Annotated in this window: 25 protein-coding genes, 1 tRNA gene and 1 pseudogene; 14 read left to right on the forward strand and 13 right to left on the reverse strand. The window is 45.8% G+C overall.

The features are described from left to right. Positions 1-283: 283 nt before the first annotated feature. Positions 284-357: transfer RNA gene (locus tag QUB77_RS03825), tRNA-Pro, on the reverse strand. A gap of 91 nt (positions 358-448) precedes the next feature. Between QUB77_RS03825 and lipA the strand changes: the two are divergent. From lipA to QUB77_RS03840, 3 genes and pseudogenes are all read left to right on the forward strand, one after another. Next, positions 449-1,324, forward strand: a pseudogene (lipA, locus tag QUB77_RS03830) (lipoyl synthase); the annotation flags it as partial. Between the two features lie 850 nt (positions 1,325-2,174). Beyond that, positions 2,175-3,440, forward strand: coding sequence for an RNA polymerase sigma factor SigC (gene sigC, locus QUB77_RS03835; RefSeq protein ID WP_333170186.1), 1,266 nt, complete (start codon positions 2,175-2,177; stop codon positions 3,438-3,440). 417 nt (positions 3,441-3,857) lie between these two features. Further along, a complete protein-coding gene (locus tag QUB77_RS03840) occupies positions 3,858-4,385 on the forward strand; it encodes a transcriptional repressor (RefSeq protein ID WP_006632310.1) in 528 nt (175 codons plus the stop codon). A gap of 177 nt (positions 4,386-4,562) precedes the next feature. On the opposite strand, the gene QUB77_RS03845 is transcribed toward QUB77_RS03840, so the two are convergent. The 11 genes from QUB77_RS03845 to QUB77_RS03895 all read right to left on the reverse strand — a co-directional run bounded on the left by QUB77_RS03845 (position 4,563) and on the right by QUB77_RS03895 (position 13,649). Continuing rightward, complete coding sequence (locus QUB77_RS03845) at positions 4,563-6,137, reverse strand: peptidoglycan-binding protein (RefSeq protein WP_333170185.1); 1,575 nt, start codon at positions 6,135-6,137, stop codon at positions 4,563-4,565. A gap of 527 nt (positions 6,138-6,664) precedes the next feature. After that, complete coding sequence (locus QUB77_RS03850; protein ID WP_242724391.1) at positions 6,665-6,841, reverse strand: hypothetical protein; 177 nt, start codon at positions 6,839-6,841, stop codon at positions 6,665-6,667. Positions 6,842-7,288: 447 nt separating this feature from the next. Continuing rightward, positions 7,289-7,750, reverse strand: coding sequence for an SH3 domain-containing protein (locus tag QUB77_RS03855; RefSeq protein ID WP_333170184.1), 462 nt, complete (start codon positions 7,748-7,750; stop codon positions 7,289-7,291). Positions 7,751-7,941: 191 nt separating this feature from the next. Beyond that, the gene (locus QUB77_RS03860) at positions 7,942-9,450 is read right to left on the reverse strand and encodes an AAA family ATPase (RefSeq protein WP_333170183.1); all 1,509 of its coding nucleotides are present in this window, start codon (positions 9,448-9,450) and stop codon (positions 7,942-7,944) included. Between the two features lie 18 nt (positions 9,451-9,468). Further along, complete coding sequence (locus QUB77_RS03865; RefSeq protein WP_333170182.1) at positions 9,469-9,981, reverse strand: YceD family protein; 513 nt, start codon at positions 9,979-9,981, stop codon at positions 9,469-9,471. A gap of 164 nt (positions 9,982-10,145) precedes the next feature. Beyond that, positions 10,146-10,619: a R3H domain-containing nucleic acid-binding protein gene (locus tag QUB77_RS03870; protein ID WP_333067524.1), complete on the reverse strand. Its 474-nt coding sequence runs from the start codon at positions 10,617-10,619 to the stop codon at positions 10,146-10,148. 11 nt (positions 10,620-10,630) lie between these two features. After that, a complete protein-coding gene (yidC, locus tag QUB77_RS03875) occupies positions 10,631-11,779 on the reverse strand; it encodes a membrane protein insertase YidC (RefSeq protein ID WP_333170181.1) in 1,149 nt (382 codons plus the stop codon). Positions 11,780-11,983: 204 nt separating this feature from the next. Continuing rightward, positions 11,984-12,376 carry a PH domain-containing protein gene (locus QUB77_RS03880; protein WP_333170180.1) on the reverse strand — a complete coding sequence of 131 codons (393 nt, stop codon included), beginning with the start codon at positions 12,374-12,376 and terminating at the stop codon, positions 11,984-11,986. Beyond that, positions 12,348-12,752, reverse strand: coding sequence for a ribonuclease P protein component (rnpA, locus tag QUB77_RS03885; RefSeq protein ID WP_333170179.1), 405 nt, complete (start codon positions 12,750-12,752; stop codon positions 12,348-12,350). The genes QUB77_RS03880 and rnpA overlap by 29 nt, the downstream gene beginning before the upstream one ends. 42 nt (positions 12,753-12,794) lie before the next feature. Continuing rightward, entirely contained in the window at positions 12,795-12,932 is a 138-nt protein-coding gene (gene rpmH, locus QUB77_RS03890; protein ID WP_006632320.1) for a 50S ribosomal protein L34, read from the reverse strand. Between the two features lie 375 nt (positions 12,933-13,307). Beyond that, positions 13,308-13,649 carry an HlyD family secretion protein gene (locus QUB77_RS03895; RefSeq protein WP_333170178.1) on the reverse strand — a complete coding sequence of 114 codons (342 nt, stop codon included), beginning with the start codon at positions 13,647-13,649 and terminating at the stop codon, positions 13,308-13,310. Positions 13,650-13,682: 33 nt separating this feature from the next. Here QUB77_RS03895 and QUB77_RS03900 point away from each other — a divergent pair, with 33 nt between their 5' ends. The 10 genes from QUB77_RS03900 to QUB77_RS03945 all read left to right on the forward strand — a co-directional run bounded on the left by QUB77_RS03900 (position 13,683) and on the right by QUB77_RS03945 (position 24,197). Next, positions 13,683-13,916: a hypothetical protein gene (locus QUB77_RS03900; protein WP_333170177.1), complete on the forward strand. Its 234-nt coding sequence runs from the start codon at positions 13,683-13,685 to the stop codon at positions 13,914-13,916. A gap of 36 nt (positions 13,917-13,952) precedes the next feature. Next, positions 13,953-14,615: a class I SAM-dependent methyltransferase gene (locus QUB77_RS03905; protein WP_333170176.1), complete on the forward strand. Its 663-nt coding sequence runs from the start codon at positions 13,953-13,955 to the stop codon at positions 14,613-14,615. Between the two features lie 139 nt (positions 14,616-14,754). Continuing rightward, positions 14,755-14,985: a DUF433 domain-containing protein gene (locus tag QUB77_RS03910; RefSeq protein ID WP_333170175.1), complete on the forward strand. Its 231-nt coding sequence runs from the start codon at positions 14,755-14,757 to the stop codon at positions 14,983-14,985. A gap of 63 nt (positions 14,986-15,048) precedes the next feature. Next, complete coding sequence (locus QUB77_RS03915; RefSeq protein WP_333170174.1) at positions 15,049-16,368, forward strand: transposase; 1,320 nt, start codon at positions 15,049-15,051, stop codon at positions 16,366-16,368. Between the two features lie 244 nt (positions 16,369-16,612). Further along, on the forward strand, positions 16,613-17,323 hold the full coding sequence (locus QUB77_RS03920) for a M15 family metallopeptidase (RefSeq protein ID WP_333170173.1): 711 nt from the start codon (positions 16,613-16,615) through the stop codon (positions 17,321-17,323). A 283-nt stretch (positions 17,324-17,606) separates the two neighbouring features. Further along, complete coding sequence (locus QUB77_RS03925) at positions 17,607-18,680, forward strand: glucose-1-phosphate thymidylyltransferase (RefSeq protein ID WP_333170172.1); 1,074 nt, start codon at positions 17,607-17,609, stop codon at positions 18,678-18,680. A 236-nt stretch (positions 18,681-18,916) separates the two neighbouring features. Next, positions 18,917-19,450 (forward strand): hypothetical protein, encoded by a 534-nt coding sequence (locus tag QUB77_RS03930; protein WP_333170171.1) that lies wholly within the window; start codon positions 18,917-18,919, stop codon positions 19,448-19,450. A 205-nt stretch (positions 19,451-19,655) separates the two neighbouring features. Then, positions 19,656-21,785 carry a glycosyltransferase gene (locus tag QUB77_RS03935; protein WP_333170170.1) on the forward strand — a complete coding sequence of 710 codons (2,130 nt, stop codon included), beginning with the start codon at positions 19,656-19,658 and terminating at the stop codon, positions 21,783-21,785. 164 nt (positions 21,786-21,949) lie between these two features. Beyond that, a complete protein-coding gene (locus tag QUB77_RS03940) occupies positions 21,950-23,020 on the forward strand; it encodes a glycosyltransferase family 1 protein (protein WP_333170169.1) in 1,071 nt (356 codons plus the stop codon). Positions 23,021-23,114: 94 nt separating this feature from the next. Beyond that, on the forward strand, positions 23,115-24,197 hold the full coding sequence (locus QUB77_RS03945) for a glycosyltransferase family 1 protein (protein ID WP_333170168.1): 1,083 nt from the start codon (positions 23,115-23,117) through the stop codon (positions 24,195-24,197). A 106-nt stretch (positions 24,198-24,303) separates the two neighbouring features. Here QUB77_RS03945 and petG read toward each other — a convergent pair whose 3' ends face one another. After that, positions 24,304-24,423: a cytochrome b6-f complex subunit V gene (petG, locus tag QUB77_RS03950; RefSeq protein WP_015174208.1), complete on the reverse strand. Its 120-nt coding sequence runs from the start codon at positions 24,421-24,423 to the stop codon at positions 24,304-24,306. 180 nt (positions 24,424-24,603) lie between these two features. Between petG and QUB77_RS03955 the strand changes: the two genes are divergently transcribed. Then, a complete protein-coding gene (locus QUB77_RS03955; RefSeq protein WP_333170167.1) occupies positions 24,604-24,984 on the forward strand; it encodes a c-type cytochrome in 381 nt (126 codons plus the stop codon). Positions 24,985-25,030: the final 46 nt, after the last annotated feature.

The raw sequence follows: 25,030 nt of genomic DNA on the forward strand, positions 1-25,030 counted from the left end.
TGATTAAACACAGTCCCACATCATCACAGAGGAAGAAGGCGAAGACTTGTTGGCTAATCTCTACTGCTGCTGTGATTCTTTACGCCTTATTCTCTAATTCCCTCTGCCAAAACAGTGGCTACAGTTGATTTTTTAGCAAAGGGGAATTAACACGCCCGTCAAGCGCAGCTATCCGGTAGGGAATCGCCCGATCGACTAATTTATGCGTACCACAAATATACACACCCGGACGATCGCCCAAAACAAACTCAGTTGCTGCGGAATATCCAATTTAATTTGATAATCGGGATGACAGGATTTGAACCTGCGACCCCCTCGTCCCGAACGAGGTGCGCTACCAAGCTGCGCTACATCCCGAAATTAGTCACTATATTTTAAGCTTATCACATTCAAGTTAAAATTTAGCAAGCTCGTATATAATGATTTGTAAAACACTACTCAGGCGGAGACAGACGTGACAGTTAAACCCCAGTGGTTGCGAGTTAAAGCCCCCCAGTGGGAGCGCGTCGGCAACGTCAAAGAAATTTTGCGGGATTTATCCCTGAATACGGTTTGCGAGGAGGCGTCGTGTCCGAACATCGGCGAATGCTTCAACGCAGGTACTGCCACATTTTTGATTATGGGCCCGGCTTGTACCCGCGCCTGTCCTTACTGCGACATCGATTTTGAGAAAAAGCCCCAACCATTAGATCCTACGGAACCCCAAAGATTGGCGCAAGCGGTGCAGCGGCTCAAACTCAACCACGTCGTGATTACGTCGGTCAACCGGGACGATTTGCCGGATGGGGGCGCGTCTCAGTTTGTCGAGTGCATTCAAGCAGTGCGATCGACGATGCCCGATACAACTATAGAAGTTTTGATTCCCGATTTGTGCGGCAACTGGCAAGCTTTAGAAATCATTCTAGCAGCCCGGCCAGAGGTACTCAACCACAATACCGAAACCGTAAAGCGACTTTACCGCAAGGTGCGGCCGCAAGGAAAGTACGATCGCACCTTGGAACTATTGCAGCGAAGCCGCGAACTCGCACCTGGGGTTTACACCAAATCCGGCATCATGGTGGGACTGGGGGAAACAGACGCCGAAATTCGGGAGGCGATGCAGGACTTACGGGCTGTCGGCTGCGATATTTTAACAGTTGGACAGTACCTGCAACCGACTCAAAAGCACTTAAACGTAGAAAACTTTGTCCCTCCAGAACAGTTTGATGCTTGGAGAAAGTTTGGCGAATCTTTGGGATTCTTGCAAGTTGTCGCTTCTCCCTTAACTCGCAGTTCCTATCACGCCGAACAGGTGAGGGAACTGATGAAACTTTACCCACGCTAGCAACTTTAATTTGAGTTGACTCGCGCCCGATCGCACCATTCTCAGTAAAATAGGATTTAGCCATTCGGCCACCAAGAAACCGGATTTTTTAACAGAGATTTAGAGCTTTAATCAAGTATTTTGGTTAAAAAACCCGGTTTCGACGCACCCATTCGTCCAGGACTTTAAGACCATATCGAGTCCACAGCAACGAAAAACCTGGGCTTTCTGTGCAGGCATGGTGCAAAAGACCCCGTTTCTGATGCTGGTGTGCTCGGCCTGATGTTAAGCCCGAAGCAGCAGCCAATAGCAAAACAATTATCGGTCGATCGTCCCCTCAAACTCATGACTTACGCAAAAGACATCGAGAAACCCGGTTTTTGCGTCAGCCAATAACTCGGTACAGGGGACTCTAGCAACTCTGAAACCCATATTCTATAATGGATTAAACTTCCGCGCTTACTGCTGCGTATTTAATCAACAGCGCCGAGTTATATAAAGTTTTATTAAAAAAATGGCTAATTTTCCGAAGTGATCGGGAACCAGGTTATCGGTGATGAAGATTAACTTAACTTCTGACTAACGTCACTTGTTTCTAGCCAGTCACTATCTATACTAGCTACATAAACAAAGAAGTACAACATACTTTTCGGGCCTTCAACCTGTTACATCAGAAAGTTCTTAGCGTTTTCCAGAATCTTGGTAAAACAAGTGGGGCAGCAAAAGTTCTATCGAACAACAGCAGAAAAGTCAGAAAAGTTACTAAAGAAACACAAAGCGGTGATGCTTCGTCTTAACCAAATGGGCATCTTAATTATAAATAACCGCTAAGCGTAGCATCTTTTCACCCGGAGCAACTGAGAAAATCACTATGCCAGCCACCTCTTTTTACGCTGAAGCTGAATTCGACGAACAACTGCAAGTCAATCCCTTGCAAGGTGATGTGTTGGATGAAGATGCTGAAGAAGCTGGAGACGAACTGCTAGACCAAGACCCAGCAGAGACAGAAGATGCAGACCCAGCAGCCAAATTGCAAAAAAATGCCAGCCGTCGCACTACAGATTTAGTGCGCCTGTACCTCCAAGAAATAGGTCGGGTTCGTCTCTTGGGTAGAGACGAAGAAGTCTCCGAAGCTCAAAAAGTTCAGCGCTATATCAAATTGCTGGAATTACGCAACACCGTCGCCTCCCAGGAAGAAGGGCTAATTGGGCGCTTCGTGCATTTAATTGAAGTGCGCGATCGGTTAGCCGCACAGTTGGGACATAAACCTTCCCTGGAACGCTGGGCATTAACTGCCGGCGTCGATGACGTGCCAGAACTCAAGCGAATTATGTCCGAAGGCAAGCGCCAGTGGGCAGAGTTAGCCGAAATGACAGTCGAGGCGATCGAAAGAGTTCAAGCCGAAGGCGTCGAAGCGAAAGACCACATGATTAAGGCGAATCTGCGCCTGGTGGTTTCGGTGGCGAAAAAATATCAAAATCGCGGTTTAGAATTGCTCGACTTAATACAAGAAGGTACTCTCGGACTGGAGCGAGCTGTAGAAAAGTTTGACCCGACGCGGGGCTATCGGTTTAGCACCTATGCCTACTGGTGGATTCGGCAGGGAATTACGCGGGCTATCGCCACTCAAAGCCGCACCATTCGCCTCCCCGTCCACATTACCGAAAAACTTAACAAAATCAAAAAAGCCCAGCGCAAAATTTCTCAAGAAAAAGGTCGGACAGCTACGATCGAAGACATCGCTGTCGAGTTGGACATGACGGCGCCCCAAGTCCGAGAAGTTTTGCTGCGAGTCCCCCGTTCTGTTTCTTTGGAAACTAAAGTGGGCAACGAAAAAGATACAGAGTTGGGCGACTTGCTCGAAACCGACAGCATCTCCCCAGAAGAAATGCTGATGCGAGAAGCTCTGCACCGCGACTTGCAGCAACTGCTGGCAGATTTGACCAGCCGCGAGCGAGATGTAATTCTGATGCGCTTTGGTTTGGGTGACGGACACCCCTATTCGCTGGCAGAAATCGGTCGCGCCCTCGACTTGTCCCGCGAGCGAGTCCGCCAAATTGAAGCCAAAGCTTTGCAAAAACTCCGCCAACCCAAGCGTCGCAACCGCGTCCGCGACTATCTGGAGTCTCTGACTTAAATTTGGCCGGTCAGTCAGCGCGATTAATCAGGGAGCAAGGCATTTGGCACTTGTGCAGAAGGCATGAGGCATTCGGCAGAAGTAACAATATTTACTTCTAAACAACTTCTCTGTCCTCTGCAGCAAGTCAATCGATTTTAGATTTTAGATTTTAGATTTTAGATTAAAGAATTGAAGCATTGACCCCACGCATAAATTTTGGGGGCAAGTTTCATCGGATACAGGTTTTTTTTTCTGGACGGATGAATCCGGTGGCTTGTATCCTGGATGCTTTCAGTCATAAAGCTTGTTAAAAGTCAAAAAATATCAAAAACCAAATTTTTTCCTCAATCTTTTTTCAATAAGCTGGGATATTTGCAAAATATCTCGATCGTTGTGTATTATTGTCAATAGGCAGACTTTCTTGAGAGGGTCACTATGGCACTTTACACCGCGTCTTCATTCAAATCCGAACTCAATGACAAAGGCTGGCGGATGACTCCCCAACGGGAAACCATCTTGCACGTTTTTCAGAACCTCCCCAAAGGCAATCACCTGAGTGCGGAGGATTTGTACACTTTGTTAAAAAATCGCGGCGAAAACATTAGCTTGTCCACCATTTACCGAACTTTAAAGTTAATGGCAAGGATGAGCCTCCTCCGCGAACTCGAACTAGCAGAAGGTCACAAACACTATGAAATAAACCAGCCTTACCCGCATCACCACCACCACCTAGTCTGCGTTCAGTGCAACAGAACGATCGAATTTAACAACGATTCGATTTTGAAAATTGGTATGAAGCAAGCTGAAAAGTCTGGGTTGCACCTGCTAGACTGCCAGCTAACCATTCATACGGTGTGCCACGAAGCTTTGCGGATGGGATGGCCGTCTTTGGTTTCCAGCAATTGGTCTTGTCCGAGGTCGATCGCCCAAAACGGCAGCAGCGCCCCGGATTCAATCGAGTGAGAATACACTATTTTCGCATTTCAAGTACTGCTTGTTACAAGTTTTAACAAAAATCGGTAGCCCAAGTGCGATCGCAGTTACGCAGAAACCGGGTTTCTTAAGAAAAATACATCATTTCAGGAAGGAGTGGGACACCAGAAACCCGATTTCTTTGATGTAGCGTCCGCAAGGCTGGGGCTAAAAAGTTTGGCTCAACAAATCGTCGCTGCTGACCCCGTAACTGCGCTGAGCTCGATCGAGGGCGTCTCTCGTCGAACCATCGAAAACTCCGCTGATCGAGCCTGTGTAAAAGCCAAGGTCTTGCAGCCGCCTTTGTAATTGCTGAATGCTCGATCGAGAGTTGAAACTGCTGCTAATTGGAACAGCAGGAACAGCTAACCGCCCAGCTAATCCGTTTTGGAGCTCCGCCAAAGTCGCCGGAGTGGCAATACCCGTCGCCGGTGACAAATTGCGTTCCTGCTGAAACGACAGCACCGCAAACTCGGTCTCGGCTCCAAATACTCCGTTCACCGGGCCGGGGTTTTTGCCCAAACTTCTGAGCGAAGACTGAAGTTGTCGGACAGCCGGCCCAGTATCGCTCCGTCGCAGACCAGTGGCGATTTGCGGCACAGGCGCTGCTGCCTGCCTGCTGCCTTGCCACAAAGCCGATCGAGTGCTGCGATCCACCCTCCCAGTCCCGAACATCCCGCAATCTTGCTGAAAGCGGATCAAAGCTGCTTGAGTTGGTCGATCGAACCAACCGTGGATCTGGCTCCTGTAATAACCCAATTCTTGCAGCCGCCGCTGGACAAATTCTACTTGTCGGCCTCTGTCGCCCAACTCCAGAAAATCTCCGGCATTACTCTGTTGGTCGTCTTCCTCAGTCCATGAGGTAATTTCAGCTTGCCTCATTTGGGCATCTATAGCAGTCAAAGTAGCAGTGTCAGCGCAGCCGTCAGAAACCAGATTGTAATCTTGCTGAAAACGAGTCACAGCGTAGAGAGTGCGTTCCCGAAACTTACCGTCAACGCCACCTTCAAAATAGCCCAAAGCTTTTAATTGTCGCTGGATCAAGTCTACCGTCGCCCCTCTGTCCCCGAACCGCAGCCCCTTGCAACCGCCATTTCCTGAAATATTCCCTGGAAGCGTAACGGGGGGAATCGGCCGGGTGGAACCAAACAGCAAAGCTAAAGTTTGCCTATCGGCAACTCCCGTCACCCGCAGTCGATTAATTCGCTGGAAGTATCTAACCGCATGGAGAGTAACTTCGCGAAAACTCCCTGTAGGATGCGCGCTGAAGTAGCCTAGCTGCTTCAACCTGCGCTGGAGAGCAGAAACACCTGCACCCGCGTCTCCAAAACGCAGCTCCCGATAATTTGTATAAATAGTATTAAAAGGTTGATCGTCCCCGGCCAAACTGTTGAGTGCTATCACAGTAGCTCGATCGGGCCTGCCAGTCCGCGACAGTTGATAGTCTCGCTGAAAGTTACTCAGAGCTTGTTGAGTAACCGGGCCAAGTTGACCTGTCGAAGATCTGGGAAAATAGCCGAGCTCCCGCAATCTGTCTTGAACCGCTCGCACATTCGGATAAACCGGATCTATTTGAGCAAAAGCCGAACCGGCTGCACTCAAAACCGACAGCATCAAAGCCAGAGACAGCAAACCGACATAAGTCTGACTCGATAGATGTTTCCACTTCAGTCGCTCACCCATTTTAGACTCGGCGGGTGCTTCGCAGACAAGAGCAAGTTCGAGGTAAGCAAGAGATTCCATAATTTTTTAGTGTGAAATTGTCGATGGGTTGTTTGAGCAAGGCCAAAAATGATTTTGGGTACGCTTGGGTTGGATTCTACCAACGCTAAGTTTTACTTGGAAAGCGCGAAGCACCCGTTTTTCTAAAAAATTATCGTCAAAAATAATTACAGGTAATAACCAAGATAGCATCGCTGCTTCTACAGGCGCGAGACTCAGCAAAAAAGTTTGCAGGCATAGTCTTAGTCTTTAATGCCCAAAGAGAATAAGTTCTGCGGTAGTGCTGGCTAATATTTTATCTGCCTGCTGCAGAAATTACCACAAGACTTGCGCACCGGTTGTCATCACCTTAATTTGTTGTCGGGTAAAGAGCCTGAAATCCCAGGTTTTTTCTTAAGAAACGTGGCTTCTTCATGTGGCGAGTGCGTCTGGGAAAGTACCACTGATTAACCAAAAAACTAGCCACTAAAAATCCCCACTTTTGCTAGTTGCAAATAGGGCGGGGATTTTTTGATAAGTTGACTTTGTATTAAAAAATCGACGCTCGCTTAAATTAAGCCGAACCGATCGCAAATTACAGCTACTCCCGCTGCAAAAATAGTAATTGCGATGGCTACTAGCGGGTTTTGACCTCTGCTCACCGCAAAAGAGGTAACGACCCCAGCTCCCAAAGCCGCAGTAACAGCAGCAGTCGCCAAATCTCGATCGGGACGTTTGTCGTACATATTTTTTATTGTTGGTAGCTGTTAAGCTGAAAACTTACATCTTGTAATCCAAGCTACCACTCTTGTCTCTGCGGCGGTGACAACAGCCTGGGTTTTGCAACTAACCTTAAAATTTTGCTAATTTTCTTAACATACTCTCCTGAATAACCTAAGTTAGGATGATGTATTTTTGAGTTTTTCTGTGGAGTTTTAGCTCTTGAAACCTTTTGTCTGCTGGTCTTTTATCTCAAATTCAGGATTTTGCAGGGGATCTCGCACCCGCAGTCTCAGCGCATCAAACTGCAATCTCAAATATCTTAAATAAATTTAACTTGACTTTTTGTTATAAATAGGTATGTAGATATTGGGAATCAGAGACAGGAAAAAAACCGGGGTTGGTAAACAACCTGCACACGACGCTTGCTTCGCTGCCTTCACAATCAGAGGAGTATATTTTTTGTCTAAGTCCTATTCGCCCTCAATTCTTTCAGTATTGCCGCCTTTGACCCAACCTTCGCGATTGTCATCCTCAATCCGAATTCGCTGCCACTCTTTGTCGGGCGACTCTTCCAAAACTACGACTCTTTCCTTGTAACCAACACCGCCTATGCGATTCGAGTCTCGGCTACCAGTATCCCGGAGAATTAAGCCGATCGGCTGAGTCACCATGGCGCGGTAAGCTCCCGGTTCCAGCGGTTTGGGAGACGGGGCATCGCTAGATGTAGAAACCGGGCTAGCCTGGGCTGTTGACTTCGGCGCAGCGGCCGCAACCTGAGCTGGTGTTTTGTCGTTGGAAAAAACAGGTTTTTCGGGGATAGTAGTTAGCTTAGCGGCAAAGTAAAGTGCAGCAGCCACGCTAGCACCTGCCATCAGGACGATCGCTAGCAAAAAACCCACTAAAAATTTGAAAACGCTATATACACTGTTCATAAAACCGCAAATGAAGGAAGTTCGGCAACGGATTGTGTAACGGATGTAACGGATGTCAGGCAGAAGGCAGGAGGCAGAAGGAGAGAGGGGAGAAGGTTGAATGTTGAGTGTTGAATGTTGAATGTTGAGTAAAATCGGGTAACTGCCAACTGACAACTGGTTACTAACTACTGACTACTGACTTCAAAAGCTTACCCCTGAATCCGGCGGCTCAAACTGCCGTATCTAGAAGCAAGGCGAGCTTTTCCAGCAGCGGCCCAATCTTGGAGAAACTGGATTTGTTCCTGAGCCGTTCTGGCTAAGGGCACCATCTGACTAGCTGATTCTAAAATATCATCTGTCGTAAAGTCTCGATTTTGGCTAAACCCAATGTGCATGGCTTCAATCAAAGTTTGCTCGATTTCGGCCCCTGAAAAATCGGGAGTTTCATAAGCCAAGCGCTCTACATCGTAATTTTTGATGCTGTGCGATCGCAACCGCAACAAATGTACCTCAAAAATCGCCCGCCGTTCCTCTTGGCTGGGCAAACCCACAAAAAATATTTCGTCAAACCTGCCTTTTCTCAGCATTTCTGGTGGCAAAGACTGGATGTTGTTGGCTGTTGCTACCACAAACACCGGCGAAGTTTTTTCGGCCAACCAAGTAATAAAAGTCCCGAACACCCGGCTGGTTGTCCCGGAATCTCCTTTACCGTCTAATCCCGCAAAAGCTTTGTCAATCTCGTCAATCCACAGCACGCAGGGGGCCAAAGCTTCCGCTAGCTGAATCATTTGCCTGGTGCGGGATTCTGATTCCCCGACTAATCCGGCAAACAAGCGCCCGACATCCAACCGCAGCAAAGGCAAATGCCAGTGGTGGGCGATCGCCTTTGCTGTTAAGGATTTTCCGGTTCCTTGAATTCCTACTAACAACAAACCTCTGGGATGGGGCAAACCGTATTGGCGGGCTCGTTCGGTAAAAGCACCGCCGCGCCGCAGCAGCCATTCTTTGAGATTGTCCAAACCGCCGATATCGGAGATATTTTCCCGGGCTGGGTAAAAATCCAGAATTTGAGTTTGGCGAATTGTTTGGCGCTTTTCTTCTAAAATCAGTTCCGCGTCGTCGGGATGGAGTTCGCCTCTGGTGGCGATCGCCTTTGCCAAAACTCTGCGGATTCGTTCGATCGACAATCCTTGACAGGAGCGCACCATTTCGTCCAGCAAACGCCCTTCAATGGCGTGTCCGGTAGCCCCTAACAGCCTTTCCACCTCAATTTTGATTTCCGCCGCCGCAGGCAGGGGAAACTCCAAAACAGTCATCACTTCGCTGAGGTCTTCTGGGATCGAAATTATAGGAGATACGATGACAATATTTTTGGGTACAGATTTGAGGAGTCTCGCCAAATTCCGCAGCTTGCGGGAAATCGAGACATCTTCCAAAAACCGCTGAAAGTCTCGCAAAATAAAGATTGCCGGGGCGGAGGCAGGTAACTTTTCGAGAAATTCTAAAGCTTGGAGGGGGTTGCGCTTGCCAAAACCGGTATCGTTGGGATTACCTTGGTAGCCGTCAACAAAATCCCAGATGTAGACAGCGCGAGAACCCTGTTTTTTGGCGGATTGGGCGATCGCCGCTTCTACGCGCTCTTCTTCCCGTGTGGGAATGTAAATTAGGGGGTAGCGCGATCGCAGCAGTAGTTCAAACTCGTCGCTAAAAATAGTCATTAGTTATTATTCAACTGACTAAGGCAATTGCCGTTTAAGTGCTTCCAGAGACGCCCAGCGACTGTCTGAGATTGTTTCTGAGCTTTCTGTATTTGCATCATCAGTTAAAGAAATTCCCGGACATTCAGTATCGCATATCTGTTTGTGCGGCAGTTCCAAACACATTTGCTCGTACACCCAATCGCCCGGAGAGAAATAGCCACCTGGGGACAAATTTTCCACCAAATCTTCTAAAGCAACTTCTATTTCTGCTGAACTTGAATCTGTTTGATTTGCTGTTTCTTCGAGCCAGATTAGTTCCGATGAGTTGAGTGCCAAACGATGATTGTATTGTTTCAAGCATCTGTGGCAGGTAAGAGTAACTATTGTTTCTGCTTTCGCCTTCACCTCAAGATAATTTCCTTGGTGAGCCACTTGCAGTCGTCCTCGCACCGGAGTAAGAGTTTCTAAATCGGGGATAAATTCTTCAAAATCAATGACCTCTTTCCGCTCTGTTTTTGTGAGTAGATGAGGGATATAAATTGTCTCCATAATCTTTTGCCTTCCTACTTCTTGAATTCAAAGGTCAAAAGGAATAGTTAATTTTTTAACTTCTTCCTTCTTCCTTCTTCCGACGAACTTCGGACTGACATCCGTTACATCCGTTACATCCCGTACATTGCTCGTTGCCGAACTTCCTTCTTCCTTCTTTAGCGTCAGCGCAGCCGCACTACCAAACGGCGATCGGGTTCTTGTCCTTGACTGTAAGTTTCTATATCCTCACATTCGCTCAAAAAGCTGTGGACTTGACGGCGTTCTGCCGAAGACAGCGATTTTATTTCAACTTCAACTCCTGTCGATCGGGCTTGATCTGCTGCGTACTCTGCCATCGATCGCAATTCCTCTTGGCGGCGGATGCGATAGCCATTTAGTTCAACTGTATAAGGAATGGACTCCTCTACTTCCTGACCTATATTCTGAACCGTGTTACATAGGTATTGAATGGCATCTATTACATTACCGTTTGGCCCGACTAAGATTGCAACTTGTTCTCGAGTCAGATTGCTTTCATCTATGGTCATCCAATAGCAATCTTTTTGTTGTTCGCATACCACTTTTGAAGGAATTGCGGACAGTTGTAGCAATTCTTCTAACCATGCCTGTCCGCGCTGCATTTGAGAGTCTTTCATTGTTGTTAAAATCAAGCCTTTTTCTTGGCACGCTTTGGCTCAAAGGGAAGGGCATCTAATCCCTGATCTTTTTTGGTTTTCGCCTCTGCTTCGTCTACTATTTTTTGCAAGTTTTCGGGCAGCGGTTCTCGCGACAAAATAAACGATTGAACTGTTTGGAAGATGTTAGCAATCAGCATATACATCAACACGCCGGCGGGCAGCGGGAAGAACAAAAACATCCCTGAAAATATGACTGGCGTCAGTTTGTTGACTGTAGCCTGCTGGGGGTTGTCGTTTGGCCCTTGTGCTTGTCCTGAAAGAGTTTGGTTGATGTACAAACTGATGCCGAAGCCCAGGATCATTACCAAAATATCCCAGTGGATTGTACCGTCTGAGTCGATCGCGCCCACGCGACCTAGAGCTTCAATAAACAGGAATCCTTTGTTAGCAGCCAATCCGGGGATTGTGCCTTGAACTGTGGCTTCACCGGGCGCTAATGCCGTGATGTTGCCCTGTTCATCTACCTTGACGATTTCTTCGCCTTTGATGACTTTCCAGCCGGGTTCAAACTCGATTTCGCTCTTATTTTCTGCAGCTAAAACTTTGAGAGGTTTGCCCTCTGGGGTTTGAAAATTAATTTTGGTTGTGTCGCCGACTGCGAGTTTGTCGCCGCCTGGAATTACGCCCACAACAGGAGCATGAAAAGTACCTGTGACGTAAATATTTTGTGGCGGTGTAGCAAAAGCTTGCGGTTGAACATTTTCGATTTGTTCTTTCGGCAAAACTTGAACATTGACGCTGTAATTTATGTCAGAAAACGGCGAACCCCGGAGCGTTGCAAACAGTGCAAACAGCACTGGCATTTGCAGCACCAACGGGAAGCATCCTGCTAGAGGATTACCAAATTCTTTGTATACTTTGCTCATTTCCTCCTGCTGTTTGGCAGGATTGTCTTTATAGAGTTTTTGAATTTGATCTACTCGCTCTTTCATCAATGGCTGCGCTACTTTCATGCGCCGCATATTGCGAAGAGAGCCTGCATTGAGAGGATAAAGAGCAAAGCGAATCACAAGCGTCAGAGCTACGATCGCTAAACCGTAGCTTGGCACGATCCCGTAGAAAAAATCTAGGATCGGGAGCATGAGGTTGTTGGAGAGAAACGAGATACCGAAATCCATTCGCTTTGAGTTAATTTAGGTGCTCTATGTTTGCTGTTGAGAACTATTTTTACCCGCTGAAGGCGAGCCGCCTCAATTTTTAGGGTTTTGTCTCTATCTTAGGACATGGCCCGTCGATCGACCGCCCAGTCTGCGGGTTTGTTGTAATGAGTTTGCCAATACTCGCACTGAATTGGGCCTCTAATCAGGGTGAAAGCGGTGCGGTTATTTAGCTTGGGTCGCGTTTGCTTTTTGAGCTGCTATGGGCAGTTTTTCGTTAATGTAGTCATACATTGCTCGAAATTTCGGCATAGCTCTGAGTTCCAAGCGGCTGCCATTTTTCATGGTGAGCACCATGTCTCCGTAAGTCCCGAAACCGCGAGGTACTGTGACGATTTTGACTATATCTGAGTAGATAACGTCTGTTTGATCGCCCCCCATCCAGCCGCTAGTTACGGACACTCGGCGACTCGTGATCCGATACCGCAGCCACAGAGCCCGGACAATTGCTCCTACTGCTAGGGGGATTCCCACCACAGTCAGCCCCAGGAGTAAATTGAGGATCAAGTCTCCCGGCGCGGGGCCGCCTTCATAATATACTTCCTCTCGAATTCCCATCTAGTACCTCGGCTTCTACCAACAACTGCTCTAATTCTTGCAGAATTTCTGCATAATTGCACTCTTGTGCGATCGGACGCACGACAATTACTAAATCCCACCCGAATTTTAATCGGGGCAATAGCTGTCGTAAAGCTGCCCGAATCTGACGCTTAATCCGGTTGCGGACTACAGCGCGTTTGCTGACTTTCAGGCTGATGGAAATGCCTGTGCGAGTGGGCTGCAAGGATTTTTCGGCTGTCGGTTTGCTTAATTCGGCGCTTTTTGGTTTACGCAGAGCTCTTAAGCTGAAATGGGCCGAGTTACGGCGCATTCCCTTGCGGTATACGGCGCTGAAGTCTTTTCGGTGCTTAAGTCGGTTTGTCTCGGGCAACATGGCGTAGGGCGATCGTTGAGGCCTCTCTACCTTGATGCAGTGCTAGACTGCGAGGCGGTGGCGACCTTTGCTGCGGCGAGCTTTGATTACCAATCGACCGGTTGCGGTACGCATTCTGGCGCGAAAACCGGATGTTCTTTTTCTTTTGCGGCTGGTTCCGTGCAGGGTTTGCTGTGTCATTTTGATTTCTCCCGGCTTGTTACTTTACTTTTGATTAATATTCACAATCTTCTAGTATACCATATAGTTGTTTTTTTGGCAATAAAATTTTTCCGATTTGAATCGATCGCCACTCATCACAAAGCAACAACCCGTGTTTGAGCTGGTGGACGAGATTTAGGTTTTGTTTTCACTACCATATCCCTAACTTTCTAAGATGATATTGCAAGCGCGATCGCGCTTAACCGAAACAAATCCAATCCCCCACAGATCAAACTTCTCAAACTGTTCTAAAAAGTCAGGGATTTCTCCTGTTAGTCGCCCTTAACCGACACAAATCAAATGCCCGACTTCTAAGTTCATCCGTGTATCCGTGTCAACATCCGTGTTTTTCCCTTATTTCAGTTCAACATTTACTGTGGCAGACATCCGCGGTGCAATCCGCGATTCATAGCCTTTAATGCTTTCGGCATCAAACACAACTTTTACCGGAATTTGCTGCACAACTTTGTTGAAATTGCCCGTAGCATTATTATCGGGAGGCAATAAGGAGAATTGAGCGCCAGAAGCAGGGGAGAAACTATCGAGACGACCCTCAAACTTGCGACCGCCAAAAGCATCTAAGTTGATTCCTACTTTTTCGGCTGGTTTCATGTTTGCCAATTGCTTTTCTTTGAAGTTAGGAACTACCCACAAATCGTTACTGACGATCGCCATTAACGCAGTTCCCGGCGGCACCCGCTGCCAGACTTCAACGGATTTGTGGCCGATTTGTCCGTAGGCCTCTTTCTTTCATGCGATCGCGCCTTTCAGCGTCCCGCCTACCTGTTGCAGTTTGTCGCCAATGCTGGAAGTCGGCAAACCGTCTTGTTGCCACAAGCAGCACCAGCCAGGGAAAAGCGGTTAGCCCAAAGGATGCCAGCAGTTTTTTTGGCGATCGACTGCTACGCTAAAACCGGGAATCCGCCCTCTGCCGGATATGTTAACAATTCTTATTGTTCTTAAACTAGAAAGAGTAAATCTAGTTTGCAATCAGAATTTATGTTGCTTCCACCCGACCAACGCACCAAGTTAGACGACACCGACGACAATTTGTTCTATTCCGCTCCCCGATTTGTGACTCATGTAGACGATGGATTCATTCAGCAACTCACCGATTTATATCGGGAACGGCTGAAACCGAATACTCGGATTTTTGATATGATGAGCAGTTGGGTTTCTCACTTGCCCGACGAGATGCAATTTGCCCATGTCGAAGGGCACGGCATGAATGAAGAGGAGTTGGCAAAAAATCGCAGGCTGAATCATTATTTTGTGCAGAATTTGAACGCAAATCCCAAATTGCCACTGCCGGATGCAGAATTTGACGCGGTTGTCAACTGCGTTTCGGTACAGTATTTGCAGCACCCGGATGCGGTTTTTGCCGAGATTCACCGGATTTTGAAGCCGGGGGGCGTAGCAATTATGAGTTTTTCCAACCGGATGTTTTATCAAAAGGCGATCGCGGCTTGGCGGGAAGGTTCGGAGGGCGATCGGGTAGAATTAGTCAAGGGTTACTTTGATTCTGTCAAAGGAGCGAATATACCCGGATTTAGCAAGCCGGAAGTAATTGTTCGCAAGCCTAACTTGCCGAGTTTTATGCAAATGCTACGAATACCAAGCGGCGATCCGTTTTATGCGGTAGTTGCTTACCGCCAAAGTTAGGATTTTTTGGCAGTAAGGACTTTAGGACTTTAGGTGGAAATTGAAAGCACTAAAGTCCTTACTACAAACTGATCGAAAGCTACGCTCTTTAGGTTAGGATATATTTAATATTTGCTCCTAAAATATGGAAAACTAACTTTTGCAGCGCATCACAATCGCTCCAAATATCGGTCACGGAAAACCCTTTAGGCGGGGTCTCCGATATCTAGTAGAGTCGATTCTTGAATTACTCAGTTATGGTATGAATTCTAAAGAAATTATAGATGACTATGACGATTTATCACAGAAATTGGGTCTAAAACCCCGTCCTTATAGGACGGCTTTGTTAGCAGAAGTAAAAACATTGAATCTTTTCCATAAAGATATGTGACAACATCAGATAGAACGTTGTCCTACAATATACTAACAGTAGCTCAAAAAGGAGGAGTTAAACTTGTTAACAAACTATGTATACAAGTTGCGCCCAAATCAAACACAGACTTTAAAAATGTCCAATTGGGTCGATATGTTACGAAGCCATTTCAACTGGTGTCTCAGTGACAGAATCACTCAATATAGTCAACAGTTCATTCAAGGTAACTATTGCGACATTAGGACAAAAAGTGAAGCCTGCCCCTTGACCAGTTGTGTCAGTAAAAACGGTGCAACCGGAGAGCCTTGGAAAACAAGCAAAACAGATAAAGATGGGAAAGTCAAAAACCCTCGACGCAACCCAGGTGACATTCAAATCACCGCTTTGCCCGAACTGAAAGCAGCTAGACCCTGGTTTGCAGGGATAGATTCAACAGTTCTACAGCAGAACGTCAAACGGTTAGACACTGCCTACAAAAATTTCTTTGAGGGGCGTGGTTTTCCTAAATTTAAAAACCGCAGTAACTTTACTTCTTTCACTTTTGTGATGGGGGTAAAAATACAGGGTAATAAAATTTACTTGCCAAAGTTGGGTTGGATGCGTTTTCATAAATCGCGCCCAATTTTTGGTAGTTTTACCATTAAAGCTTGTGCGGTGAGGAGGCGCGAAAATGGCTGGTATGTATCTATCCGTATCGAGGATAAGTCTATCCCTGATTACACGACAAAACCTCTTAAGGGTGTCATTAAAGTCATTGGCTGCGATATGGGAATTACGAAATTAGTCCATCTCTCAGATGGATCTCAAATTGAAAATCCCAAGTTCTCAACCACCAAAAAAACTAAACGCACTTTAAAAATCAGGCAGAGGCGGGTTACTAGAAAAGCAAAAGGGAGCAATAACCGCAAGAAAGCGGCTAAAAAACTAGGGCTTTTACATCATAAAATTAGCGATAAACGCCAAGCTTACCAATGGAAAGTTGCTAATAAAATAGTTTCCCGTCGCGTTGACGCGATTGCCCTGGAAGACTTGAATATTTCCGGCATGATGCGTCGGTGTAGAGTAAAGATTGACGAAAAAACAGGTAGATTCCTGAAAAATGGGCAATCAAGAAAGAAGGGGCTAAACCGTTCTATTTCTGATGCCAGTTGGGGCGAATTAATTTTGAAGATCGAGTATCTGGCTGCAAAGCAAGGAAAGGTCGCAATTAAAATTAATCCCAAACACTCCAGCGAAGAATGCCGAAACTGCGGTCATATCGATAAGTCTAATCGAGACGGCGAAAAGTTCATCTGCACGCTCATGCGGATACCACGAACACGCCGATATCGGTGCAGCAAAAACTATTCGCGCTCGAGCTTTGAATTTGGTACGCGGGGACTCCGCGAAACCTGGCGTTAGCGCCTAAACGCCCAAAAGATATCCTCACGCTCGATTGAGCAAACGTGAGGAGTTTGGGAACCCTGGAAACAGGGATATTAAGTTGGAAACATCTTAAGAATCCTCGCGCCTTCAGGCCGAGTGAGTGTCAAAACATGAGGATATTCTAGCTGCTTTGCTATTTGCAGCGCGGCTGACTCAAGTGAAAAGCACATACTTTGTATTGTAGTTTATCAGTAATTATAAAGTAGGGTAACACCTTGAGATGAAAGCATATCAGCAAATAGCAATCGACGAATGTGGCGAACCTTTAGTCCCTATTCCACCCGAACATTTTGCCTTTGAAATTCCACACCCTTATCAAAAGTTGGGGGCTCCCTATGACAACAGCAAAGCAGATTCGCCTTACTATTTGCGGCAAGGAGTGGTAGATAGTTTAATCGCCGCTCAAACCCAGTTACAACAAAATCATCCCAAGTGGAAAATTCTGATATTTGACGCTTATCGGCCGGTGGAAGTCCAGCAATTTATGGTGGATTATACTTTTAATCAAATTGCTTTAGCTCAAGGCTGCAAATTTCCAGTTTCAGAAGACAAACGCCAAGTGATTATAGAACACGTATATCAATTTTGGGCAGTACCGAGCCTCGATCGCGCGACGCCTCCCCCTCACAGTACAGGTGCTGCTTTAGATATAACTTTAGCGGATGAAAATAATCGGCAAATTAATATGGGTTCTCGGATTGATGAAATATCAGAACGTTCTTATCCAGATTATTTTGGTAATAGAGCTCGCAAACCAGAACAGCAATATCACCGTCGCAGGCAAATCTTAAAAAATGCGATGATAGCTGCGGGTTTTCAGCAACATCCTAACGAATGGTGGCATTTTTCTCTGGGGGATCAGATGTGGGCTTGGTTGACAAATCAAAACAATAGTGGTAGTCAATTTATCGCCCGATACGGCCGCTATTAAAACGGTACGCAATTAAATCTGAACTGGCGCACTCGCAACCTTTAGAAACCGCGTTTATTGACAAAAAACCTCATATTTTAGGTGCTTTCTTCGGCAAAAAACCTGGTTTCTGACACTCTATGCGTCCAGGACTATAAAAGCTCGATCGGCATAAATCATTTGTATCATAAGACACGACAACTATTGCCAGCGGGGTAGCGGTGCTTTAAAATCAACAAGAGCGAACAAGTGCAGGCAACTCAAGCCAGCACCGCAAACCCTAAAGGATAACTCAGAGTTCACAATGAAAGCACTCATCCTCTCTGGCGGCAAAGGAACACGCTTGCGTCCCCTCACCTATACGGGTGCTAAGCAGTTGGTTCCTGTAGCAAATAAGCCGATACTGTGGTACGGAATTGAAGGAATTGTGGCGGCTGGGATTACGGATATTGGGATTATTATTAGTCCCGAAACCGGAGAAGAGGTGAAGACGAAAACAGGAGATGGATCTCGCTTCGGTGCCAAAATTACTTATATCTTGCAAGAAAAGCCGGCGGGACTCGCTCATGCGGTAAAAGTTGCCCGACCATTTTTGGGCGATTCTCCGTTTATTATGTATTTAGGAGATAACTTAATTCAGAATCAGTTAGATCCGTTTTTAGAGAGTTTTAACAAGCAGAAACTAGACGCTCTGATTTTGCTGCGTCCCGTTCCCAATCCCTCAGCTTTCGGTGTGGCAACAGTTGATGAAAAAGGAAGAGTTTTGGAGTTAGTAGAAAAACCACAAGTTCCGCCATCGAATTTAGCACTGGTGGGAATTTACTTTTTTGCTCCTACTATTCACGAGGCGATCGATCAAATTCAACCCTCTGCCCGTGGCGAACTGGAAATTACAGACGCTATTCAACAGCTTATCAATCAGGAAAAGCACGTAGAAGCCTGCAATTTAGAGGGTTGGTGGCTGGATACGGGGAAAAAAGACGATTTGCTGAGTGCAAACCAAATCATTTTAGATAGCCGTATCGTAGCTTCAACTGAATTAAAAGTAGACGCCAAAAGTCAAATTATCGGGCGAGTGCAAATAGGGGGAGGAACGGAGGTCATTAATTCTACAATTCGCGGGCCGGTGGTAATTGGGGAAAATTGCCGCATTGAAAATTGCTTTATCGGGCCTTACAGCAGTATTGCCGATCTCGTGACGATGATTGATGCTGATATCGAACACAGTGTAATATTGCAAGGGGCGAAAATACTTGGCATTCACCAACGAATTGTTGACAGCGTGATCGGGCAGCGAGCTCAACTAACCAATGCGCCGGCTCGTCCAAAAGCTCTGCGGTTTCTGATTGGTGATGACAGTCAAATTGAGTTAGCTTAAATTGAGATATTGCCAATATCGGAAGCAATAATCCTGATTTAACAAGAGATAAATTTTCTTGGGGAGTAGGGTGGGGCATCCTGCCCGCCGTGGAACAGGCAAGATGCCTGTTCCACAATTAATTACAATTATTCACACAGCAAAGCTGCCTGTTCACAATTAGTTACAATGATTGAAACAGGAAAGATGCCTGTTCCATAATAAGCCCTAGTAAGTTATCTAAAGGAGAGGAAAGTTTGCAGTCCGAAGAAATACCAACTCAACAGATAATACATAAATTGCGACAAACTTTGGAGCCGCGAATTGGTATTGCTGAGCAACCTATTTTGGGAACAGAAAATAGTGCGATCGCCAGAGATGAAGATGACGAAGATATCGCCCTTTTAAAGGCGGGTTTCGACATTTATAACATCCCCATTACCTCTTACCAAAGGCGGCTTGGTTCCGCAGTAATTGCAGTTAGGAAAATAGTCCGAAAATTGCTCAGACCCGTACTCGAACGCCAAGTTATTTACAATTTCGCTAATACCCGCGTAGTTCAAACACTGAGCATTCAATTGCAAAAATTGCAAGAAAATCAGCAAACTCTAGAGAAAAAAATTCAATCCGACTTCAGCAGCGCATCTCCCGAAGTTACAGCACAGCTTGAGACTCAACAAAAGGCGATCGCAGCTTTTCAGTCGGAAATAGAGCAAATTAAAGCAGTGCAGCAGCAACATACTGCTATTTTAGAGAAGATTACCGCTCAATTGCTCGATCGACAACAATAAAGCATCAAAGATGACCCACAATAATTTGGTCACAAGGTCACAGATTTATTCGCGAGAGCAATGCTTCAATGCTTCAATCAAAAATCTAAAATTCTTCAATTCCTCAATCTAAAATCCCAAATCCCAAATCGAAAAGCGAAAATTCTTCAATCTTTCAATTACTCAATTTAAAATCTAAAATCTAAAATCTAAAATCTAAAATCGAATGACTGCACTGCCCATATGCTCGTTAATTATAGTCAACTATAACGGTCTGCGCCACACGAAAGATTGCTTAAAATCTCTACAAAAACTTGCGTATCCCGAATCGCAACTTGACTTAATTGTAATTGATAATTGTTCTAAAGACGATTCCGTTAATTCCCTGCGCGAACTATTTCCAAAAGTTCGGATTTTTGTCAACTCTGCCAACAACTTTGCAAAAGCCCTCAACCTCGGCATCAGCGAAGCAAAAGGGCAATATATCGGGTTTCTCAATAACGATGCTACCCTCGACAGTCACTGGTTAGAGATTCTTGTAAAACGGCTAGAAACTAATAAAAAAGTAGGTGCGATTAGCGGCAAATTGTTGTTTAAAGACGGGCGAATTAACAGCGCAGGTATTCAGCAATTACCTAATTTTTATTGGCGAGATGTCGGCTTTGGCGAGAAAGATGCGGGACAGTACGATACAGAAGGAGAAGTCGAAGGGCTTTGTTGGGCGGCGGTGCTTTTTAGGAGAGAATGTCTGGAAGATGTCGGGCCAATAGATGAAGACTTTGTCATGTATTTTGAGGATGTAGAGTTTGCCAAACGCTGCCACAAACGCGGTTGGAAAATGCTTTATACTCCCGCAGCTATCGCCCATCACGAGTATCGGGGATCGAGTAAAGGAAGCAAACTCACCGAGTATTTCTGCAATCGAAATCGGTTTTTGTATTTGGCGAAACACGAACCTTTGCAATTAGTTTCTTCAATTCATACTTCTGATTTTTTTACCCATAAGCAGTACGATTTGCTGTTCGAGAGTTTATTTGTAGCGATTAAAAAACTTATAGATTATCAGAAACCAGAAATTATCCAAACTGTAATCCCACAGTTGTCGGAAAAGTTGGCGGTGATTTACAGTCGGATGAAGATCGATCGTATTTTGTCTCGCTTACAGGTGGTTCGGGGCGATCGCAAAATGTCGATCGCCATTTACGATCACGGACTGCATTTTATCGGGGGCGGTCAAAAGTACGTCGCTACCCTCGCCTCGCTGCTACAAAATGAATTTGAGATTACTTTTATCGCCAACAAAGCAGTTGCTATTTCCGACTTAGAATCGTGGTACGGACTCAACCTTTCAGGATGCAAAATTAAAATTATTCCCTTGGCGTTTTACGAGAAACGCGGAATGCAGTGCATCGATTCCAGCATCATTGTGGAAGATATGGAAAATCCCTTTGATGAAATTGCCATAGAAAGCAAAAACTACGATATTTTCATCAACGCGAACCAACTGGAAAAAGTCAAGCCACTCTCGCCAATTTCAATATTTTTCTGCCACTTTCCCAATACCTTCCGCAACCGTCACTTTGCTGTCGATGACTACACTTTCATTATTGCCAACAGTCAATTTACCGTCAAGTGGTTGGAGAAACGCTGGAACTTAAAGCCCACTTTTCTGCTTTATCCGCCCGTGGAAATGGCAACAGTTAAAGTGCCGAAAGAAAAAGTAATTTTGGCTGTGGGACAATTTGAAGCTGGGGGAACAAAAAAGCAAATTGAACTAATTACAGCTTTCCGCAGTTTGCTAAGAGATTATCCCGAAGAATTTCAAGGATGGCGGCTAATTTTAGCCGGAAGTAGCATTCCGAAAAATCCTTATTTAAAGACGGTTCAGAATTTATTGAAGCAAGATTCAAGGGCGATCGAGCTAAAAGTCAATGCTGACTTTGATCAGGTAAAATCGCTTTATGCTAGAGCGAGTATATTTTGGCACGCCTGCGGTTTGGGTGAAGTCAATCCTCAAAGATTTGAACATTTCGGGATGGCGACTGTCGAAGCAATGCAAAATAGTTGTGCTCCGATTGTTTTCAACGGCGGCGGCCAACCAGAAATTGTCGAACATGGGCGATCGGGCTTTTTGTTCAATACCGTTGAGGAACTGTGCCAGCATTCACATCAACTAATTGTTAGTCCCGATTTGCTAGCAGAACTTCAAGCTGGTGCACAGCAACGCAGTCAGAACTTTAGGCTGGCACGTTTCGAGGCAAAAGTCAAGAGTTTTTTTGAGATTATTCACCAAGAATATGCTACAATTCGGCTGCCAAATCCTGCCGATATAGCTCAAATGCTCGATCGAACTTAAAGGCGAATTAAATAGTCCACCAGGGCTTAAAACCCCTAGCCAAAAGCTAAAGTCCTCTTGGATAGGACTAATATCAAAGTCGATTTTATTACCGTTTTCTTCAGTCCGCGCAGGCGGACTTTGTATGTGTAGTTGCGACTTCCAGTCGCCGGATATCTAAAATCATGTCTAATTCACTGTTAATCAATTTGTCCTTCTTAACACCCGAACCAACGGGAATCGGGACTTACGCCGCTAATCTTTTCCCGCAACTGCAACAGCTAGAACCAACATTACTCGCTTCCCAGCAAATTGAAAATTATACTTGCTATCAAATTCCCGAAACTCTGACACCAAATCGCGGCCCGAAAGGACAAATTAACAGGCTGCTGTGGACTCAGTTTGAGTTACCAAAAATTTACCAAAACTTGCATTCCACCCTGATATTTTCCCCTATTCCCGAAGCACCTTTGTATTCCGGCTGCCGCTACATCGTCACAGTTCACGATTTAATTCCTTTGCGATTTCCACGACGGTTTTCTCGTTTAACAGCTTATTTTCGCTACTACATTCCGCAGGTGTTGCGGCAAGCAGAGCACATTATTTGTGATTCTCAATCAACGGCGACAGATGTTGCTAACTTTTTCCAAATTCTGCCTAAAAAGATGACCGCCATTCCCCTAGCTTGCGATAATATTAATTTTAGATATCTCGACTTGCCAGCCAAAAATTATTTTCTTTATACCGGCAGACACGATCCTTACAAAAACTTGGAAAGATTAATTGCTGCATTTGCGAGTTTGCCCGATCGCGCAAATTACGAATTGTGGCTAGCAGGGCCTCCCAATGCCTACACGCCGCTGTTGACAGCACAAGTTGAACAATTAGGTTTACAATCTTTGGTAAAGTTTCTCGGTTACGTTCCCTATTCTCAATTGCCCGTACTGATGAATCAGGCGATCGCCCTAGTTTTCCCTACACTTTGGGAAGGATTCGGCTTACCAATTTTAGAAGCAATGGCTTGCGGCACACCCGTCATCACATCCAACCTGTCATCGATGCCAGAAGTAGCCGGAGAAGCCGCATTATTAGTCAATCCTTACAGCGTCCCAGAAATAGCCGAAGCCATGCAAACACTAGCCACAGATTCAAAAGTGCGATCGAACTTAAAAACTGCTAGTTTAGCCAGATCATCTCAATTTAGCTGGAACAAAACCGGAAAAGCAACCGCCAACATATTACAGCAATACCTTTAAATCTTCCCTCTCTTCCTTTCTCCTCTCTGCGTCCTCTGCGCCCTCTGCGGTTAAAAAAACTCCCACCAAAAAACCGCAATCTACATATTATCCCATGCCCAATCCCCAATCTAACTTACTAATCAACCTCTCCTTCCTAATTTCCAAACCAACCGGTTTAGCCATCTACGCCAAAAACCTATTTCCCCACCTAAAATCCCTCACTCCCACATTACTAACAGCAGAAAAATTTCCCAATAACAACTGCTACCCAATCCCCGCCAATCTAACACCAGAACAAGGAAGCAAAGGACACATCAACCGATTGCTGTGGACACAAACTCAACTTCCCAAAATTTACAAGCAGCTAAAATCTAACCTGTTATTTTCCCCAATTCCAGAAGCTCCTTTATTTGCAGGTTGCCGCTATATAATTACAGTGCATGACTTAATAGCGCTGCGATTTCCCCGCCGCTTCGATCCTCTGACACCTTACCACCGCTACTACATTCCCCAAGTGCTGCGACAGGCTGAACACGTCATTTGCGACTCTGAATCAACTGCCAAAGATATCGCTAATTTTTGCAATATTCCTACTAATTTAATTACGCCAATTTTTCCCGGATACGATACCAGTTTTTTCCGTTTTTTAGACTTACCAACAAGCAATTATTTTCTTTATATCGGCCGCCACAATCCATATAAAAATGTGCAGCGAGTGGTAGCAGCGTTTGCTGCTTTGCAGCAGAATTCCGAGTACGAATTGTGGATAGCAGGTTCGGAAGACAAACGCTATACGCCGCTGTTGAAGGCGCAGGTTCAAGAATTGGGATTGGTCGATCGAGTAAAATTCCTAGATTACCTCCCCGCAGCCGACTTGCCCAAAGTCATCAACCAAGCGATTGCGCTGGTTTTTCCCAGCCTTTGGGAAGGATTCGGCCTCCCCGTGCTCGAAGCAATGGCCTGTGGCACTCCTGTCATCACCTCTAACCTGTCTTCAATGCCAGAAGTGGCGGGGGACGGCGCCTGGTTAGTCAATCCCTACAGCGTCGAGGAAATTGCCTCTGCTATGCAAGAGGTTGCAGTCGATGCCAAAGTTCGATCGCACTTGCGGGAGCTCGGTTTAGCCAGAGCAAAACAATTTAGCTGGGAAAAAACCGGCCTGGAAACTGCTGCTATTCTCGATCGATATCTTTAACGAACAAAGGCGAACAGCACAACACGGATTTGGACACGGATACACGGATGAGTCGGGGAGCACTCAAGGCAGGGCGGGCACTCAAGGCACCGCCCCTACAAGCCTTTTACTTATTGATACCCAACTGATCGCCGCGCTTGTACTGCTGATAAGCAGCAAAAAACAGCCCCGACAGAGTAACAAAGATTAGACCCAGAACAATACCTGAAAGCAGCGGTTCTACCATGAGATCTCCTTAACGTTAAGATTTAACAACCTATTTTTAATATTACCAGCACTTACACAGATGAATTTTCCAAAAAACGCCCTTCCGGGAGTATTAGATCTTGCTCTCCCCGCTGCGAACGATTAAGCTATGTTATGAGAAATAAATTTTCTTGTAGATACTATTTTTAATTGAACTCCTTTGAATAACCAACTTGCCAGGAATGAAATTAAAAACCCGATCGAGCGACTTGCCATATTTGCGCTAGCGGTGTTGCTTGCCATCATCTTGGCGACGCTGGCAATTCGTCAGTTTCAAGTCGCCGATCCTTACGTCAAAAGCGTACTATCCCTCACGGGCAACCCGTTTCAGGGTTCTGCCATCTTTCAAATGAACTGTGCGGGTTGTCACATATCCGTTTCAGACAGTCAAGTCGGGCCCAACTTGCACGGAGTGTCCGAGCGCAAATCCGAATTCGATCTGATCCGGCAAGTCACCAGCGGGCAAACCCCACCCATGCCGCAGTTTCAACCGAGTCCGCAAGAAATGGCCGACTTGCTAAAATATCTCGAACAAATTTGACCAAAGAAGGGAACGAATATGGTTCCCTTGCTCCCGATTGTCCAGG

This window comes from Microcoleus sp. AT9b-C3, assembly GCF_036705485.1.
Lineage (GTDB): Bacteria > Cyanobacteriota > Cyanobacteriia > Cyanobacteriales > Microcoleaceae > Microcoleus.